Origin of the sequence: Galbibacter kalidii, from assembly GCF_026241135.1 — a bacterium.
Taxonomy (GTDB): Bacteria; Bacteroidota; Bacteroidia; order Flavobacteriales; family Flavobacteriaceae; genus Galbibacter.
This window is the reverse complement of record NZ_JAPFGA010000001.1, coordinates 116,342-134,255: the sequence shown is the minus strand read 5'-3', so window position 1 is coordinate 134,255 and position 17,914 is coordinate 116,342. Positions and strand designations below refer to the sequence as shown.

15 protein-coding genes are annotated in these 17,914 nt (G+C 38.9%); 2 read left to right on the top strand and 13 right to left on the bottom strand.

The genetic code is table 11. From position 1 onward, the window contains the following. Positions 1-153 precede the first annotated feature (153 nt). From OOZ15_RS00600 to OOZ15_RS00580, 5 genes are all read right to left on the bottom strand, one after another. Positions 154-375 carry a DUF3820 family protein gene (locus OOZ15_RS00600; protein WP_265953711.1) on the bottom strand — a complete coding sequence of 74 codons (222 nt, stop codon included), beginning with the start codon at positions 373-375 and terminating at the stop codon, positions 154-156. A 5-nt stretch (positions 376-380) separates the two neighbouring features. Next, positions 381-785, bottom strand: a complete 405-nt coding sequence (locus OOZ15_RS00595; protein WP_265953709.1) for an OsmC family protein — start codon at positions 783-785, stop codon at positions 381-383. After that, the gene (locus OOZ15_RS00590) at positions 742-2,727 is read right to left on the bottom strand and encodes a LysM peptidoglycan-binding domain-containing protein (RefSeq protein ID WP_265953708.1); all 1,986 of its coding nucleotides are present in this window, start codon (positions 2,725-2,727) and stop codon (positions 742-744) included. Before OOZ15_RS00590 ends, OOZ15_RS00595 begins: the two co-directional genes overlap by 44 nt. An 87-nt stretch (positions 2,728-2,814) precedes the next feature. Then, on the bottom strand, positions 2,815-4,344 hold the full coding sequence (gene guaA, locus OOZ15_RS00585; protein ID WP_265953706.1) for a glutamine-hydrolyzing GMP synthase: 1,530 nt from the start codon (positions 4,342-4,344) through the stop codon (positions 2,815-2,817). A 156-nt stretch (positions 4,345-4,500) separates the two neighbouring features. After that, on the bottom strand, positions 4,501-5,871 hold the full coding sequence (locus tag OOZ15_RS00580) for a pyridoxal phosphate-dependent decarboxylase family protein (protein WP_265953704.1): 1,371 nt from the start codon (positions 5,869-5,871) through the stop codon (positions 4,501-4,503). Between the two features lie 248 nt (positions 5,872-6,119). On the opposite strand from OOZ15_RS00580, the gene OOZ15_RS00575 reads away from it, so the two are divergent. Further along, complete coding sequence (locus tag OOZ15_RS00575; RefSeq protein WP_265953702.1) at positions 6,120-6,665, top strand: pyridoxamine 5'-phosphate oxidase family protein; 546 nt, start codon at positions 6,120-6,122, stop codon at positions 6,663-6,665. Between the two features lie 96 nt (positions 6,666-6,761). On the opposite strand, the gene OOZ15_RS00570 is transcribed toward OOZ15_RS00575, so the two are convergent. Together OOZ15_RS00570 and bshC are read right to left on the bottom strand one after the other, a co-directional pair. Further along, positions 6,762-7,217, bottom strand: coding sequence for a GNAT family N-acetyltransferase (locus OOZ15_RS00570; RefSeq protein WP_265953700.1), 456 nt, complete (start codon positions 7,215-7,217; stop codon positions 6,762-6,764). A 39-nt stretch (positions 7,218-7,256) separates the two neighbouring features. Next, entirely contained in the window at positions 7,257-8,870 is a 1,614-nt protein-coding gene (gene bshC / locus OOZ15_RS00565) for a bacillithiol biosynthesis cysteine-adding enzyme BshC (protein ID WP_265953698.1), read from the bottom strand. Positions 8,871-9,727: 857 nt separating this feature from the next. On the opposite strand from bshC, the gene OOZ15_RS00560 reads away from it, so the two are divergent. Beyond that, positions 9,728-12,169, top strand: coding sequence for a M14 family metallopeptidase (locus OOZ15_RS00560; protein WP_265953696.1), 2,442 nt, complete (start codon positions 9,728-9,730; stop codon positions 12,167-12,169). 69 nt (positions 12,170-12,238) lie between these two features. Here OOZ15_RS00560 and OOZ15_RS00555 read toward each other — a convergent pair whose 3' ends face one another. The 6 genes from OOZ15_RS00555 to OOZ15_RS00530 form a co-directional block, all read right to left on the bottom strand. Next, positions 12,239-13,711 carry a Gfo/Idh/MocA family protein gene (locus tag OOZ15_RS00555; protein ID WP_265953694.1) on the bottom strand — a complete coding sequence of 491 codons (1,473 nt, stop codon included), beginning with the start codon at positions 13,709-13,711 and terminating at the stop codon, positions 12,239-12,241. Positions 13,712-14,000: 289 nt separating this feature from the next. After that, the gene (locus OOZ15_RS00550; protein ID WP_265953693.1) at positions 14,001-14,633 is read right to left on the bottom strand and encodes a 7-carboxy-7-deazaguanine synthase QueE; all 633 of its coding nucleotides are present in this window, start codon (positions 14,631-14,633) and stop codon (positions 14,001-14,003) included. 342 nt (positions 14,634-14,975) lie between these two features. After that, positions 14,976-15,755, bottom strand: a complete 780-nt coding sequence (locus OOZ15_RS00545) for an NIPSNAP family protein (RefSeq protein WP_265953692.1) — start codon at positions 15,753-15,755, stop codon at positions 14,976-14,978. Positions 15,756-16,279: 524 nt separating this feature from the next. Then, entirely contained in the window at positions 16,280-17,068 is a 789-nt protein-coding gene (locus tag OOZ15_RS00540; RefSeq protein ID WP_265953691.1) for a mechanosensitive ion channel family protein, read from the bottom strand. A 46-nt stretch (positions 17,069-17,114) separates the two neighbouring features. Further along, on the bottom strand, positions 17,115-17,294 hold the full coding sequence (locus tag OOZ15_RS00535; RefSeq protein ID WP_265953689.1) for a hypothetical protein: 180 nt from the start codon (positions 17,292-17,294) through the stop codon (positions 17,115-17,117). 2 nt (positions 17,295-17,296) lie between these two features. Then, positions 17,297-17,842: an RNA polymerase sigma factor gene (locus OOZ15_RS00530; protein WP_265953687.1), complete on the bottom strand. Its 546-nt coding sequence runs from the start codon at positions 17,840-17,842 to the stop codon at positions 17,297-17,299. Positions 17,843-17,914 lie beyond the last annotated feature (72 nt).

Below are 17,914 nucleotides of genomic sequence, written 5' to 3'. Positions count from 1 at the left end.
ACCGCGGCAAAAATACAAATTTGAATTTAAAAAAACGGAGTTCACCATTTCGTTTTTGTTGAAACGGATATACATTGCTCCATCTCTATATAATCAGAATTATTATTATCATTCTTGTAGGAAAGGGCAAAAAAAGCTATCAGTATTACAATCTTAACCCCTGATCTTTCTCACCAACCCTTCCAATCCATTGACCTTGATCTCGTGCATGGCTTCTAGTTGTTGTCCGAGTTTTCCTTTTGGAAATCCTTTCTGTTTAAACCACACAAAATAGGCCTCAGGAATATCAGTAAGATATCGATCCTTATATTTTCCGAAGGGCATTTTCGCTTTTGCCAATTCCAGTAGAAAAGTCTTGTTTTGTGTGATGTCCATGCAGTCTATGCCCAATTAAACACAATTTCTTTTTCGATATCGGGATGTAAACTTTGGTGTACGGGGCAGGTATTGGCTGTCCGCTCAAGGATAGTTTTATTTTTTTCATCCACTTTTGCGGGAATATCGAGAATGACCTCGATTTTTGAAATCCGTCGCGGGTTTTCAGCCATTGTTTTGGTCACATAGGCTGTTGCATCAGTCAGGTCTATGTCCATATCCCTTGCTTTGATTCCCATAACAGTAAGCATACAACTCGCCAAAGCAGTGGCGACCGTGTCAGTCGGAGAAAAGGCTTCGCCTTTTCCGTTATTATCAACAGGGGCATCGGTAATAAAAGAATTATTGCTTTTTACATGAACACACTTAGTCCGTAGTGCTCCCAGATATGTCACTATAGAGGTTGGCATTGTCTTTTACTTCTTTTATTTCCATATTATCATATTTCACAATATACAGCGCCTGATTGTAATAACCGCCGGAAAGATCTTTTACATAGTCAAATTTATTTTCAATATACTCTGTCTCACTAACCCTTGAAACTCCATAATACAGGTTTTTATTGAAGCTCAAACGTAAAATCACATCCATCATCAAGTCAAAGCCTCTAACAGCATATCGATTGGGTATCGTACCGTATTTGGATTTATACTTTTTGTTGAAACCAGAATCGGCATCCGACATCTTATCGATAGTAGAAAAGTGAAAATTCAGATTGGACAAATGCATGTTTGAGATATTCTCACTTTCATATGCACTTCCTTTCATAGTTGTCAAAAGTGTAATATCATACTTTTCCGTCTTGGCAGAATTCACCACTCCTATAAGATTGGTAAGTAGTGGAATATCATTGGTCTCCACAATGACCCAATTTTCTTTTTCAGACGACAAGAACGGATTGATCTCATCCAAACGGATATATTTATCATCTATAGGATTGATTATTTTTGCTCCGGGGAAGATCTCTTTCAACTTCGCTCTAATGTTGGCATGTTTCAAATCTGCTATAATGATAATGTTTTTATCCATTCCATTAGTTTTTAGAAAAGTATACATCTTCTCACGGAAAAGTTTTTCCGGTGGCAAAGTTTGGAACACATTGTCATACAATTGTATTCCATTGTTTGAAAAGGGTGCAAAAACAGGAATATTACGTGTTTTTACATAGCTTGAAACCCTGTTGAAGGCTGTAGGCATAACAGGTCCAACTATTGCATTTACCCCATCCATATCGTTGCTTGACAACAATTGATATACCGAACCTTCTCCGATACTGGTGTCAAACACTTTCAAATCTAATGACAAACCCATTTGTTTAGCAGAATCGATGGCCATCATCGCTCCGGTATAAAAATCAATGGAAACACCAAGCAGTTTGTCCCTTTTTATTTTTGTCCTATTGCTCTCCAGGTTTTCAAAATCGAATTCATTCAATTTGAAAGGCAACATGAGAGCTATTTCCGACTTGTCGTCATAATTCAGGCTGTCCAACAACGAGAAACGCTCGATAAGTTGTCCGTTGTTTACCGCCATGTCTCCCATTTTTTCTTTGGGTAATTTAAGTACCATCCCGACCTTTAATCCACCATCTTTGACCTCTGGGTTCAATTGTTCGATCTCTTCTTGAGTAACACCCAGTTTCACTTTCAATCTGTAAAAGCCTTCTTTAGGAAGTACCGTATAATAGTTGTACTGATCAACTTCTATAGCTTTTTTTACATTCCCGGGAACAAAAGGCACCATCAAAGTATCTCCCAACTGAAGCACATCACTCATCTGCGGATTCAACTTTTTAAGGGAATCAACTGTAATACCGTGCTCATAAGCAATTCTCCACGGTCCTTCCTTTGGTGCTACCTTATAGGTTACAAATCCTTCTTTTATTTTCGGTAAACCGGAATCGGCAACTGCTCCTTTCTTAAAAATCGGGATTTGGATCTTTTCCCTTCTCTTTAACTGACGGCTGTATAGTTCTTTGTTGTACCGCTTTATATCATCAACCGAGATATCGTACTGTTGGGAAATTCCGAACAAGGTTTCTTTACGGCGAACTTTGTGCTTTATAAACCGTTCTACTTCTTTTTCTTGTTGAGTAGCAGCGGCCACATTGGGTACCGGAGCTCCGGTTTGTGTCTCTTCCATGCCTACCGGAATGATGACAATTGTGTTTTTCTTTACCCCATTTTTAACCTCCGGGTTCAACTCTATAATGGAATAAGGTGTTACCTTATACTTTTTTGCAATACTTTCCAATGTCTCCCCTTCTTTAACGGCATGAGTTTGAAACTTCTGCGCCTGAAGTGTTACACAGAAAAGAACTGCTATGATAAAAATGATCTTCTTACTGTTCATAAATTGTATTTTGGTTCAAGTTCAACCCTTTGATCCTTCCTACGTAAACTTTGGAGGATAAACTCGATCAGGGTGAGATACGGATAATTATTCCCATTCAATAGTCGCAGGTGGTTTGGAACTTATATCGTATACTACTCTATTAACGCCTTTTACCTTGTTTATTATATCATTTGACGTTTTTTGCAAAAATTCATACGGCAAATTCACCCAATCTGCGGTCATTCCGTCTGTACTTTCCACAGCACGTAAAGCTACACATTTTTCATAAGTCCGCTCATCTCCCATAACCCCTACGGAATTTACCGGAAGCAATATAGCTCCAGCTTGCCATACTTTGTCGTAAAGTCCCCATGATTTCAATCCACTGATAAAAACATCATCAACTTCCTGCAATATACGAACCTTTTCGGCAGTAATGTCCCCCAAGATACGAATCGCCAATCCCGGTCCCGGGAAAGGATGTCTTCCCAATAATTCCGGATTCATTCCCATGGAAGCGCCTACACGTCTTACCTCATCTTTAAACAACATATTCAGTGGTTCCACTACTTTCAATTTCATAAAATCGGGCAACCCCCCTACGTTGTGGTGACTTTTTATAGTTGCCGACGGACCATTTACAGAAACCGATTCGATCACATCCGGATAAATCGTTCCTTGTCCTAACCATTTCACATCTTTGATCGCGTGGGCCTCATCGTCAAATACTTCAATAAAGACCCTTCCGATGGCTTTACGTTTCAATTCCGGATCATCTACTCCTGCAAGTGCGCTCAAAAATCGTTCCGAAGCATCGACACCTTTTACATTAAGCCCCATTCCTTCATATTGCTTCAGCACACTTTCAAACTCGTTTTTACGCAGCAATCCGTTATTGACAAAAATACAGTACAAGTTCTTTCCTATAGCTTTGTGCAATAAAACTGCTGCTACACTGGAATCTACACCTCCTGAAAGTCCCAAAACCACTTTGTCATCTCCCAATTTTTCTTTGAGGCTGGCTACGGTCATATCCACAAAATTATCAGGCGTCCATGTTTGTTTAACCCCTGCAATTTTTACCAAGAAATTTTCCAGCAATTGTTTTCCGTCTGTAGAATGATATACTTCCGGGTGAAACTGAATACCATAGGTAGTTTCCCCATTAATTTTATAAGCTGCATTTTGAACATCGTTTGTACTTGCCAATTTCACACCGCCTTCCGGCAAAGCCTTCATGGTATCACTATGACTCATCCAAACCTGACTACCTTCTGAAATATTTTCAAAAAACACTTCTTTTTCAGCAATAAAAGAAAGGTTCGCCCTGCCGTATTCCCTGGTGCTTGATGGTGCCACTTCGCCACCACCGAAATGTGCCAGGTACTGAGCCCCGTAACATACGCCCAACATTGGTATTTTCCCTCTGATTTGTGACAAATCTAGATGTGGTGCATCTTCTGATCGAACAGAAAACGGACTTCCCGAAAGAATTACCGCCTTATATTCTGAAAGGTCTTTTGGTATGTTATTGTATGGATAAATCTCGCAGAAAATATTGAGTTCCCTCACGCGTCTGGCGATCAACTGGGTGTACTGCGAACCGAAATCTAAAATGAGTACGTTGTTTTGCATGCGCAAAATTAAGTATTTTGCTTGAAATTTAACATCTGCTGCCTGTATATTTTTTTGGCCCCTATTGTTAGGGATAAAACACTCGAAAAAAGAAAACCGCATCGATTAAAATGCGGTTAATGTATGAGATTGATTAACATTATTCATGTTTCTACATCATTTCATAGAAGCCAAAATATCTGAAATATCTTTTTCCGTAGTATCGGGATTGATAAAACAGAATCGGGCACAGGTTTCAAACGTATCGCCGGTTTTCCATTTCGTAGGTGTTACCAAAGCAAAGCCATCGCTATGATTTTTATAGGTCCAATTGCGATAATCTTCCGGTGTCCACCCTTTTCTTCTGAACAAAACACAGGACAGACTTGGTTCTCGCACCAATTCCACATTGGGATCTTCAGTGATCAGTCTTCCTGCCAATTGTGCCAAACTAATGCCTTGCTCTATCACAGCTTTATATTTATCAATCCCATGCATCGCCAGAGAAAACCAAAGTGGTAATCCGCGTACTCTTCTTGTCAGCTGAATTTGATAATCGGACGGATTAAAACCTCGAGCACCTTCATCTTTAAATATTTCGAGGTAAGAACCCTCTTGTGCATGCGCTTCTTTGGCCAATTCCGGTTTTTTATAGATCACCGCCCCACAATCATAGGGAGAAAACAACCATTTATGCGGATCAATGGTGATACTGTCGGCTCTTTCAATCCCCGTAAAAAGGTGTCTTACTGAATCGGCTGCAAGGGCACCACCGCCATAAGCTGCATCGACATGGAACCAAAGATTTTCGTCCTCACAAACATCAGCTGCACCACTTAGATCATCGATAATTCCGGCATTGGTCGTCCCCCCGGTAGCCACAACGGCAAACAAGCGTTTCCGCTGTTCCGGGGTAAGCGATGCTACCTTATTTTGCAGGTCTTCTTTCTCCAAACGGTCTTCGGTATCGACCAATAATACATCTACATCAATCACCTTGGCCATAGATTTTATGGAAGCATGGGCTCCAATAGAAGTGAGGATCAAACCTTTTTTTCCGATATTCTTTTCGTCTTTACGCCAATGTTCGCGTGCTGTTACCATTGCAGAAAGGTTGGCTGCTGTTCCGCCGCTTGTAAACACGCCGAACGCGCCGGTGGGTAGCCCTGTAAAGGATACAAGCCATTTCATGGCTTCATTTTCACAGAAAATGCCACCGGCTCCTTCCATCCAATAAGCTCCGTGAATGCTGGAGGCCGACGTAACCAAATCGAACATTACTGCCGAGCGTGATGGTGCTGCCGGTACAAAAGCTAAATTCCTGGGATGGTCGACAGGCACAGTCGCTTTTACCAAAACATCCCTAAAGAGCTGAAAGGCTTTTTCGCCTCCTATACCCTTGTCCGTAATGGTTTCACCTACCAGCTTTTTTAACTCTTCTTCCTTTTTCGGATGCCCTAATTCAGGGGAAACCCTTGTTATTCTGTTTAGTACATATTTCATGACGTCGATCGTCATTTCTACAGAATCTATATCTACATTGTGCATAGAAAATCATTTTTTGCAAAGGTAGGCTTTTGATCTGTTTTCACTCACTAAGTGAGATTTTATCCCGATAATTATCGGGAACCCCGACGCTTGTCTGTCCTTTCCATTCAGGTTGGCGTTGAAATATTTTTTTTGTTTTACTTTATCCATTCTCCTTATTCGTCTCCGCTTAACGCTCCTAGTTGCGATAGCAGGAAGCTCCGAAATAATTCATTAGAAATTATTATCTTTATACAAAGGCTATAATTGTGACCAACGAATTATTCCATACTGCAAAAGCTGCTTTATTGAAAGCGGCCAAAGAGAATTCGCATCCGTTTCGTTATTTTACCATGGCTACCACTGGTATAAATAACAGTCCGCGTTTGCGAACTGTCGTGCTTCGTGATGTCAAAGACGACCTTACCATCAGTTTTTATACTGACAAACGCTCTAAAAAAGTAACGCATATTCGGGAGAACAATAATGTAGGCTTGCTATTTTTTGACTACAGTCAAATGCTACAACTTAAGGTTGACGGAATAGCTTATTTGGAACAGGATGAAAAACTGATAAAGAAAGCGTGGAAGCAGACGAAAACAGAAGCCAAAAAAGACTACACTACCGATATGGCTCCGGGGACAAAAATAAAAGATCCTGAAATGATCGAGCGTTTGGAAAGTGTAAACTACTTTTCCATTGTCCATATCATTCCCAAAAAGATCGAATATCTGCAATTAAAAAAGACTGAACACCTACGCGCTTTATTCTCAAGAGAAGATGATAGTTGGGAAGGGAGTTTTTTGGTGCCTTAGTGTGAATGAAAAATTATTTTATTTTTTCCCAGCGATTGGACGGTTAATCCATCAAGTATAAACATAGTGTGAGCTTCACAGCAATCGACTGTCCGCTCATCGAAGTTCAGCAATAGTTTTTTTCATTACTGGTAAAAATCGCCCTGATGGTACACTTTCAATGCTATCAAAAGTTACAAATCCCTGACTTTTGTAAAATGGTTCAGCATTTGGGTCAGCTTCGACAATTATTGGTTTATCAGTCTTTACAAACTCTTCTATTGTCCGCGTTAGTAATTTCTTCCCATAGCCTTTTCCTATGAAGTTTGGCAATAACCAAAGATGAAGTATTTCGTAATTGTCCTTATTTTCTGAAATCGAACAAAATCCAACAACTTGTGTTTCTATTTCCCCGACAACAATTTCCTGTTCTGCGAATTTTTCAGATGTCAGGGTCAATTCGTCTGACCAATTTTCAATCCACTGATCCGGATATCCCCAATACTTTTTTGATTTCAAGCTAATTTGATTTAACTCTTGTATGTCATCCAATTTTGCTTTTCTGAAGTTCATGGTTTCAACCATTTTTCCTGTTTGCAAATACTTAAAAAATCAAACCACCAAAATCACAAATTTGGCTTTCAGCGGATCTAATTCCTTCAAAAGGGTTTTGATGAAGGTTTCGCCGTATTCTTCATAAATATTGGCAAAATTATCGGTTCGTTCTTGCAGGGATTCGTTGGGAAACAATTCGTTTTGCAGATCGGTTATTCTGGAAACCTGGTCGGACAGTTTTTGTTTTTGTGCTTTCAGTAAGCGTTTTTCCAGCTTGTCCAAGCCTTTTAACTGCTTCACTTCTTGTGCTTTTACAGCACCCAAAAAAGATTTGTCCGTCACTTCTGCCAAGCGGTACATTTCCTGAAATTGCTCTTCAAGGTGTTTTTTCTGATCTTTAAAATTGATATCGATATTGCTGATCTCACGCACTTTTCTATTGATGAACGAATGACGTTTTAAAAAGAGCTGTGAAAAAGTAATAGACAATTTATCCAACTTTTTAGCCTGTTTTTCTGTGACTGTCAGTACCGAATTGCGAAGCAATAAGGCCGGGAAAGGTACTTTAACTGAATCGAAAAAGCTTTTCAGTTCCAACCAATAGGCCAGTTCGCCCCCACCACCGATATAACACAAATTGGGCAAAATCACCTCTTGATAGAGCGGTCGTGTCATAACATTGGGGGAAAAACGCTCCGGATGTTCCTCCAAATGCTGTTGAAGTTCTTTTTTATTCCAGAAAATATCGGTTTCATTCACGGAAAACTTTCCATCGGTTTCTACAATGCGTTCGCGCAGTCCTTTATCCAGATAAAACAAATTGATCGCCCTTGGATTAACCTGTATTTTGTAGGACGGATCAATTTCATTCAAAGCTTCGATGGTCTCGTCAACATATTTTTGTGAGGATTGCTCAAACAATTCCGACTTCATATAGGGTACAAAAAGACTTTTCAGTCTCTTGTCGGCCGCGTCGATAATCACCAAACCTTCGTCCCCGAACATTCGGTTGACCAAGTATCGGGTGGCGTCGGTGAGGTTGTTGTGTTTTAGATAGGCTTCTTCAAACCATGTTCGCAGTGTCTGTGCGTCTGCCCCCATGCCAATATCCTGACAGAAAAGTTCGAAAACCTGATCCAAACCTTTTGTTGGCAATTCCCCTACGGCTCCACTGCTTTCTTTGGTGTCCGGTCCCTGCCACTGGAATTTCTTTCCGTGGAAATTAAAGTAATTGATCTCATCGAAATCGTGATCTTCGGTCGCCATCCAATATATTGGCACAAAATCACTGTCCTGATAGGCTTCTTTCAGTTGTTTTGTAAGATTGATGGTCGAAACGATCTTGTACAGAAAATACAGCGGTCCTGTAAAAAGGTTGAGTTGATGCCCTGTGACCACGGTAAAAGTAGAAGTTGACTTTAACAGTTCAACATTGTTTTTTGTAATTTCTGAAGGGCCTATGTCGTGATATTGGTCCTTCAGGACTTCCACCAAAACATTTCTGTTTTCCTGTGGAAACACAGCTTTTTTTTCTTCTATCTGGGCTTTAAAATTTTCTATGGACGGAAACCTGTTATAAAACGGGTGAAGCGACTCTTTTTGATCGAGATAATCGCATATAAGATTAGAAAAATATCCGGTTTCTTTAAACGAAATATAGCTTGTTGGCATAGTTAATCTTTCTGTAATAAACGCGCCAGGGATTGCAGCGGCATCCTGTTTTGCTGTACGAGTGAGTCGTGAATCAATGGCCTACATAACATAAAAATACTCAAAAATACTTTCTGCAACCGAGAATCGGCAAAACAGATACAGCGGAAAGCCCGGTGAGGTTGTCTTCTGTCAGTTCGAGCCTGCCTTTGTCGGCAGACAGGCGCGGTCGAGAACTATATAACCATTAGAAATTAATAGGTTTCGATGGTTATACCATGTGCTTCCAATAAAATATATTTCATTTCAAGCAATGCTCAACCTGACAATATCCAATTCATATTACTTTTTAGACAACCTCAGGCGTCATTATAAAATGGTAAATATAAAATTCTTTGAGGTTCCATCTCCTAAAAAAACCGTTAAGAACTCATTTATTTTTTTCAATTGGCTCAAAATAGCTAATTTTCGCTTCAATCAAAAAAGATTAAAATTAGTTCTAAGATAAATAGCGTCCAAAACGTTTTTATTGAATTTTTTTAACATACTGAATTTGCTAAGGTTTAGATGAAATTTCAACGTTTGTGGTTTGGTTCCGGCCTACGATAAAAATATTGAAAATCAAGGAAGCAGCGGTGGGTTAAAGATAAAAATCTGTTTGAGTTCCGCCCTAAGGCGGAATGAGTTATTTTTATCTGTGGCTGGGGATTCCGTAGTATTTTCTTATGTTTTTATCGTCAGCCTAGATTTTTTTGGTTCGTTTTTTCATCAATGGAAAAAATGAACAGATAAAAATTTATTTAGGACAGAATTGTTCTAAGATATAAAGAGAACGGATTTTATTTGTAGTTTAGACCTGCTAATTCAATTAAAATCATATGAAGTTTAGACTTTTTTTTGCTACTTTTTTTATGGCGTTTTGCGTTGTTGCACAGAGCGTTAAATCGCCTTCGGAGTTTTTAGGGCACGAACTCGGAACGAATTTTTCGAGGCATCATCAGGTTGTTGATTACTACAAATATCTAGCTTCGGAATTGCCGGAGATAATTAAAATCAAATCCTACGGAACGACCAACGAAGGGCGGGAATTACTGGTGGCCTTTGTTTCTACACCTAAGAATATGAACAATTTGGAGTCCATCCGTAAGGAACACATACGATCCACTACCGAGGGGAACATTCCTGAAAAGGCCTTGGTATGGCTGAGCTATAACGTACACGGCAACGAGAGTGTGAGCACCGAGGCTTCTATGCAGACTATTTATGAGGTAGTGACCAATAAAAAAGACTGGTTGGAAAATACAGTGGTGATTTTTGATCCGTGTATCAATCCAGATGGACGAGATCGCTATGTTAACTGGTACAACAGTTTTAAAAACACGCCATATAATGTTGATGTAAACTCTAAAGAACATCACGAAACCTGGCTTTCGGGACGTTCTAATCATTATATGTTTGATTTGAACCGTGATTGGGCTTGGGTGACCCAAAAAGAGAGTAAGCAACGATTGACCCTGTACAACGAATGGTTACCACATATCCACGTGGATTTTCACGAACAGGGCATCAACAATCCGTATTATTTTGCACCGGCGGCAGAGCCTATGCACGAAGTGATTACCCAATGGCAACGGGATTTTCAGGTATCCATCGGGAAGAATCACGCCAAATATTTTGATGAAAAAGGCTGGTTTTATTTTACCAAAGAGGTTTTTGACCTGCTGTACCCCAGCTATGGCGACACCTACCCTATTTACAACGGGGCGATTGGAATGACCTATGAACAAGGTGGTAGCGGCCGTGCCGGATTGGGTGTGAAAATTGCCAATGGTGACACGCTAACCTTAAAAGACCGAATTGCGCATCATTACACCACAGGACTTTCCACAATTGAAATGGCTTCGAATAACGCTTCAAAATTGATAGCGGAATTTGATAAGTTTTACAACAACAAGGATTTTAAATACAAGAGTTATGTGCTTTCGGGAAATACAGACAAACTTCATGCCCTGACTGAACTTTTGGACGCTCATAAAATCAGTTACGGATATACCTCATACAATGCAAGAGGTTATGAATATGACAGTGGAAAAAGTGGATCTCTTGATGGTAACGACTCGAAATTGGTCATTAGTACCGACCAACCCAAAGCTAACTTGGTAAAAGTTTTATTTGAACCCAAAACCAAGTTGAGCGATTCACTTACCTATGACATTACGGCCTGGTCTTTACCCTATGCATATGGATTGAATGCCGTGGCTTCAGAAAATCTCGTGAGCGCCAATGCGGAAGCACCAGTTTATTCAAAAGCGGTTATTTCGAATGATGCTTATGCCTATGTTACCGATTGGAACAGTATGGACGATGCCCGTTTTCTTACGGGTCTGATAAAAAAAGGAGTTCGTGTTCGCTATGCCCAAGAAAATTTTGAGGTAAGCGGAAAATCTTTTGATCGTGGGAGTTTGATCATCACCAAAGGAGACAACACCCATTTGAAAAACCTCAACAGCATTCTAAACAATCTAGCAACTGCACACCGTAAAACGCTAACAACAACCTCTACCGGTTTTGTAGATAGCGGAAAGGATTTTGGTTCGAGTTCTGTAAATATGATTTCTGATGTTAAAGTCGCTGCTTTATCGGGAGGAAGTGTTTCCACCCTGAATTTTGGCGAAGTATGGCACTTTTTCGAACAACAACTACACTACCCGCTTACGGTTTTAGATGACGATTATTTTGATCGTGTTGACCTATCGGAATATGATGTTCTCATTCTTCCAGAATCAAACAACATAAAAAAGGAACAATTGTCGAAAATTAAAACATGGGTGCGTTCAGGAGGAAAATTGATCGCAATTGGAAGAACCCTTTCCAGCTTGGACTCTGACGAGGATTTTGGACTTAGCAAACAAGAAAACGAAGGGGAGAAACAGGACAGCATTCAAAAACCGGAGCCTTATGCTTCGAGTTCGCGTGAATACATCAAAAACATGATCACCGGGGCTATTTACAAAGCAAAAGTTGATGTCACACATCCATTGGCTTACGGTTATCAAGACACATATTACACCTTAAAACTCAGTGGGAACGCTTATTCATACCTAAAAAACGGAAATGCGGTTTATATTGCAGATACTTCTGAACCCCTTGCAGGGTTTGCCGGTAGCAATGCGAAAAAACTTCAGGCCAACAGCCTTATATTCGGTACAGAAAGCATGGGAAGCGGAACAGTTGTTTATCTGGTGGACAATCCACTATTCCGGGCTTTTTGGGAAAACGGAAAGCTGTTTTTTGTCAACGCCCTGTTTATGATGGAATGATGTGGAAAAATGAAAGACCTGACAGGTTTTTGAAACCTGTCAGGTCTCTTTACTATCTTACCGTAAGAACTACATTTCCCAGCCTTTACGGTATTCTCTTGTTACAAACTGATTAGCGTCTTCAAAGTTGGTAATTTTCATATTTTTACCATCCCATAGCAATTTCTTACGTCCGTAGAACTCCATTTGTCCTTTACTGCTCTCTTTTCTCAACATATAGCTTCGGATGGCCAGGTTCCCCATAAGCACGGTTTCCGTCATCGGGCCGGCATAATCGAATGAAGAAGTCAATCCTTGATGCTCCTTACTTCCGAATCCAGTTTTACAAGCATCAACCCATTTACGCTGATGTCCGTATTCCGGTTCTTCATTTTCTTCCGTTTCAGGACCAAATTCTGTCGTTCCGTCATTAAGATATAACTTCGGCATCAGGGGCGAACTATCGTTGATATTGGTAGAAATAATTCCTTTTTCTCCGATGATCAATACGCCATTGGCACTGTTTTGTCCACCTATATCACTATCTGCCGGGATGATATCCGGATGTGACGGACGAATACCTCCATCACTCCATGTCATTTCAATTGGTGACTTGGTTTTATCAGTGGCGTCAAATTTCAAGCTGATAAACGATGAGGGCGGACAACCTTCTGGGTGATAATCCGGTGTCCACATTTGAGTATACACAGACCCTACACTACATTCAGCTGATTTCGGGTACATCAAGTCTAAAGTCCTAAACGGAATATCGATCAAGTGACAGCCCACATCCCCCAAAGCTCCGGTACCGTATTCCCACCATCCTCTCCAGTTAAACGGATGGATATTCGGAACATAAGGTGTTTCTTTAGCCGGTCCTAACCATAGATCCCAATTGAGAGCTTCCGGTTTTTTGGAAGGATCCGGATCCTGCATGGCAAAACCTTGTGGCCAAACGGGACGGTTAGTCCATACCTGTACCTTGGTTATTTTTCCAAGTTTTCCTGAATCCACCCACTGCTGAACCATATTCAGTAACGGATTAGACCCTCCTTGATTCCCCATTTGGGTAACCACTTTCTGCTTTCTTGCCATTTCGGTGAGCATTCGTGCTTCGCGAATATTATGGGTCATCGGTTTTTGTACATACACATGCTTTCCTCTTTCCATCGCATACGCAGCTGCCGGTCCATGAACGTGATCCGGAGTTGAAATGGTAACTGCGTCGATATCTTTTTCTTTATCGAGCATTTCCCTGAAATCGGCATATAGCTTTGCCTTTGGGAATTTCTCTACTGTACGCATTGCCGATCCTGAAAAATCAACATCACAAAGAGCCACTACCCTTTCCCTTCCGTTAACAGAAGCATTTACAATATCGCTATGTCCTTTTCCTCCGGCACCAATAGCCGCTATATTCAACTGATCACTGGGCGCCATATAGCCTACACCTCCTAGTACATGCCTAGGTACAATCAAAAAAGAAGAAGCCAATGCTCCCTTTTTTATAAATGATCTCCTTGAAGTAATTTTGGATTGTTCATTCTGGTGTTTTTCTTCCATAATTATATATTAAAGTATTGATTTACATATACTTAATTGATAGTCAAATAATCAAAAACATCTATAGATTTACTTGCTTACCGACTAAAGATAGAAAAAAAAGTGTTGCAGAAATGTTAAACAATACAGATTTACTAAAACGTATTAGTAAAAAATTGTTTTTATTCACTCTTTTGTTTGTTTATTAAGGGCAATGAATATCTGGTCACTTACATAACAAACAATCACGATAAGCTGATTCGTTTTTTAAGACAATGTGCGGAAAAACCATCCTTTTTTGAGGTTTTCCCTACGGAATATTTAAATACTTATGGGTTTGGAGCGACACTTTCCACTTCGGATTCTTCATCACATAATCTACGATTTCAGGCATCATTTTTTCGCGTTTGCTCCATTCGGGTTGTAGGTATAAAATACAATCTTCGTTCACTTTTTCGGCTTGCTCTTCAGCAAATTTAAAATCGTGTTGATTGTAAACAATTACTTTAAGTTCGTGTGCTTTTTTATAGATTTCCGCTTTGGGCAGTTTTATCTTTTTGGGTGAAAGGCATATCCAATCCCACTCCCCCGTCAGATCATAAGCGCCAGAGGTTTCAATATGGATTTTAAGTCCTTTTTTTTTCAATTCAGAGGTAATGTAGCTCATATCCCACGTTAGCGGCTCCCCTCCTGTGATCACAATGGTATCGGAATATTTGGCTGCATTCTCGACGATGCTTTTTACATCCGTTGGCGGATGCGTCTCTGCGTTCCAGCTTTCCTTTACATCACACCAATGGCATCCCACATCACAACCGCCAATCCTGATAAAATAAGCAGCCGCTCCTTTGTGAAAACCTTCCCCTTGAATGGTGTAAAACTCCTCCATCAACGGCAACATTTCGCCTGCATTTACCTTTGCTAAAACCTCACTTTTTATCATGCCGCAAAGATACATATAGTTTTTGTTTCCCGGTGGATCTTATGGACAAATCACAGAGCAAACACATTGTACAATTAAATCTGGATGAATCGGTTTTGAGGCTATATTAACATCAATTTATTCCACCCCGCCTAGGGCGGGCTTAAAAGACCTTTTACACACCCTTTACTATTAATACTTCACCCCTAACGGGTTAAAAGTCCATAGGACTGGAATATTAATAGTAAAAAATAGACTGCAAATGTGTTTAAGCCCGCCCTAGGCGGGGCGGAATATTTAATCACATAAGAAGATTTTTAGGTAAAATATTTCCCCTAGACAAATCAACCTTGTATCATATATTTACAAATCAGAATATTCTGTTGGATATAAAAAGGTGATATCGATATGCGATACATTGTTTTGATATTCGGGTTTTCCTGAAAGTTCTTTCCAAAACGGGTCACCTCCAAAAGCCTCCCAGTGCTTATTGCGATCGTCCATATTCTCAAAACTTGTCATATACATCAAATTGGGCATATGACTTCCGGCAATAACCCTTCCGTAGAATACCGCATTGAAACCTAATTTTTCAAATAGCGCTACTTCCCCACCCTCGTTGAACATCTCTACTTTGTTGACATGAAGTTTTTCCGTTGCACTTTCATAACTTCTCAATTCATATATGCGTTCAGCATTTGGTGATGAGAGTTTAGGTGTTTGATAATGTGGTTGCTCTGAAAAAGCATCGAGTAAAATGATTTCCATCCGGTCATAGGGCGGGTTATCGTGTGCTGCTTCCAGATAATCTTTACCCGTAGATGAATATTCTTCGTCTTTGGCTAATTCAGCTTTCAATCCAAAAAGTTGTTCCTGATTGGAAAACGGAACAAGAACATATAATTGTTTTTCTTCTTCAACCTCAACAGGCTTAAAAACACCAACATCGGAGATTCCTAAGCGGTGTAATGCAGGGAGATAGGCTGTCTCTAAATATTTTTCCAATACAGCTTCCTGTTCGCTTGTTGAATAATGATATATTTTTATTTGATAAATATCGTTGGCTAATACTTCTTTTGAAAACCCTAAACAAACAATAGCGACTAACAGAACAAACACAGACTTTACTTTTATGGTTAACATAATATTATAGGTTAATGATTAAGTGACGTAAGGTAATAAATCATCCGTTGATTTTCATATGGCCAAACAAAAGAAGGCTGCCTTTTTCAAGACAGCCTCAACATTTAAATCGAGATTCCAAAAGGAACCTACAACCAACCTACCTAAATAAACCCTCTAATGGATATCTTTTTTTTCATCATTTGCTTTCCAATATTCCTTTTTTGATTTCCTATAATCTAACCAACTAATCAAACCCAAAAAAATTAAAACAATTAAAACCAAAAAACCAATTGCAAGAATGATGTATTCCAAAAGAATGATCATAAAATTGTGTGTTATGATAGATTTGTGTTTCTATTATTTAAGACACCTCTTTTTTTAAAAGGTCACTTTTTTAATTGATATTTTTTTAGTTTTTAATGATTTTACTTTCAATTCATTGACAAGCAATTATTTAACTTCTAAAAATTTTCAAAAAAAATAGGCCCAAGAGGTGATTATTCCATCTTGGGCCTATATAATTTATGAGTATGTCTGTGGAATCAATCTATGATTTCCACCTGCTTATTCGCAATTTTTTTGATAGGAATTACAATTTTCTTTCCATCGTTTTTTTCCAACACCAACGATATATTGTCAATAGCGATAACGGCTCCTTCAACGTCATCGAATTTTATTCGTTTGCCTATCGGAAAATTCTTTCGAGAATAAAAGCCCAATAAAAGACGAAGGACAACATCCCTGGATCCTAATCCTAAAGCAATAGTCAATGCTGCTAAAAAAGCACAAATGATAAAGAAAAGGTTCTTAGTGATAATTTCTGTATCTATTCCTGCTTGGTTTAACGTCATAATCGCCACCATGACAAAAACAAAATAAAAAACAATCAGACTTATTGCCTTAGCACCATTCACATCAATGGATTTAAGAGCAGATTGAATAGTTTTGCGCAATAACACCGCCCCATAGGTTCCTATAAAGAAAATCAAAACAGCAGTGAACAGTTTAGGAAGGTATTGTATAATCTTGGAAACTTCATTAGATACCATCGTCAGCCCCAAAATATCCGCACCTACCACAATAAAGATCAAAATGAGAAACCATTTCACAAACATCAGAATAATCTTTGTGGGTTGTAGTTTGGAAGATGTACTGAAAATTGGGTTTTTATCATTTAGTTTTGATAATAATGAATCTAATTTAGTCAATTTCAGTGATTTACGAACCAAGAAAAGAATTAGTTTCAACAATAAATAACTTATAATGATAAAAGCAATTACTCCTAATACCTTCGGGATGATTTCAATAAAATCTTCGTATAAATTATTCAATATTTTTAGGTCAAAGGTTGTCTCCATGATTTTTAAGCTTGTTTGTTTATTTATTTTTCTTTTTTCTAATATTCATTATGTTATCTAAGGTGTCCGGATATTTGATCACGAACAAATCGGCCACATCCAGGGATAATTTAATAAAATCTACATCCTCCATTACTTTCCCCTTTAAAGTCTCTGGAAGTTTCTCATTATGTATGATCTTTTTAAACGGATTGTCCATAATTACAATGTATTGTAAATTTCTATTAAACGTCCCTTTGCCCTATTCAAACGCATTTTAGTGGCGCTTAGACCTATATCCAATGCTTTTTGGATTTCTTTAATCGACATATCATCCTGATATTTCATCATCAAAACCATTTTATCAGCCGGTTCTATAAGCTTCAATGCTTTTGACAATTTTTCCGATTTCATCTCATATATATTCTTGTCATCTATTTCGGTTTCCTGATACGGTTCTTGCGTTGTGTCCTCCGTAGAAACAAATTTTTCTCTTCGCTTTTTTAAATTTCTCTGCACATAATTTACGCAAAAGTTATAGGTAAACGAATACAACCAAGTTGAAAATTTGGATTTTCCCTTAAAGCTTCTAAGTTTTATAAAGAGTTGGACAAAAATATCGTGGGTCAGATCTTGAGCTTCTTCAACAGAATTTGAAAAACTCAAACATTTGTGATAAACTATCTCAGCATACCTATCATACAGAATAGAAAACAAATGCGTGTTATTGGTTGCAACGATTTTTGCAACCAATTCTCCATCATCCATTTTATTATCATTCCTTTTTATCGGTCCAGTCAAAATATTTTCAAGATAGGTTTAAAGCCATAACATCATCAA